The sequence below is a fragment of the Terrisporobacter mayombei genome, assembly GCF_020748465.1.
Classification (GTDB): Bacteria; Bacillota; Clostridia; order Peptostreptococcales; family Peptostreptococcaceae; genus Terrisporobacter; species Terrisporobacter mayombei.
This window is the reverse complement of the sequence record NZ_JAHZMP010000268.1, coordinates 1-442: the sequence shown is the minus strand read 5'-3', so window position 1 is coordinate 442 and position 442 is coordinate 1. Positions and strand designations below refer to the sequence as shown.

The window sequence follows — 442 nt, the reverse complement described above, 5'->3', positions numbered from 1 at the left end:
GTTGAAAAAACTGTCGCACACCTGCTTCCAGGTGCTGGCTTACGAGCCGTATCTGGAGCTGTGCGAGATTATGAATCAGAAGGTGCCGGGCGATTTCGCCAAGAAAACGCTGCTGGTTACGACCGGTTCCGAAGCGGTGGAAAACGCGGTAAAAATCGCCCGCGCCGCCACCAAACGTAGCGGCACCATCGCTTTTAGCGGCGCGTATCACGGGCGCACGCATTACACGCTGGCGCTGACCGGCAAGGTGAATCCGTACTCTGCGGGCATGGGGCTGATGCCGGGTCATGTTTATCGCGCGCTTTATCCTTGCCCGCTGCACGGCATAAGCGAGGATGACGCTATCGCCAGCATCCACCGGATCTTCAAAAATGATGCCGCGCCGGAAGATATCGCCGCCATCGTGATTGAGCCGGTTCAGGGCGAAGGCGGTTTCTACGCC

1 protein-coding gene is annotated in these 442 nt (G+C 58.6%); it reads left to right on the top strand.

Annotated features, from left to right (window positions below; genetic code table 11):
• Positions 1-442: aminotransferase class III-fold pyridoxal phosphate-dependent enzyme (locus K0039_RS25470; RefSeq protein WP_228106913.1), on the top strand; the 442-nt coding region annotated here is incomplete at both ends.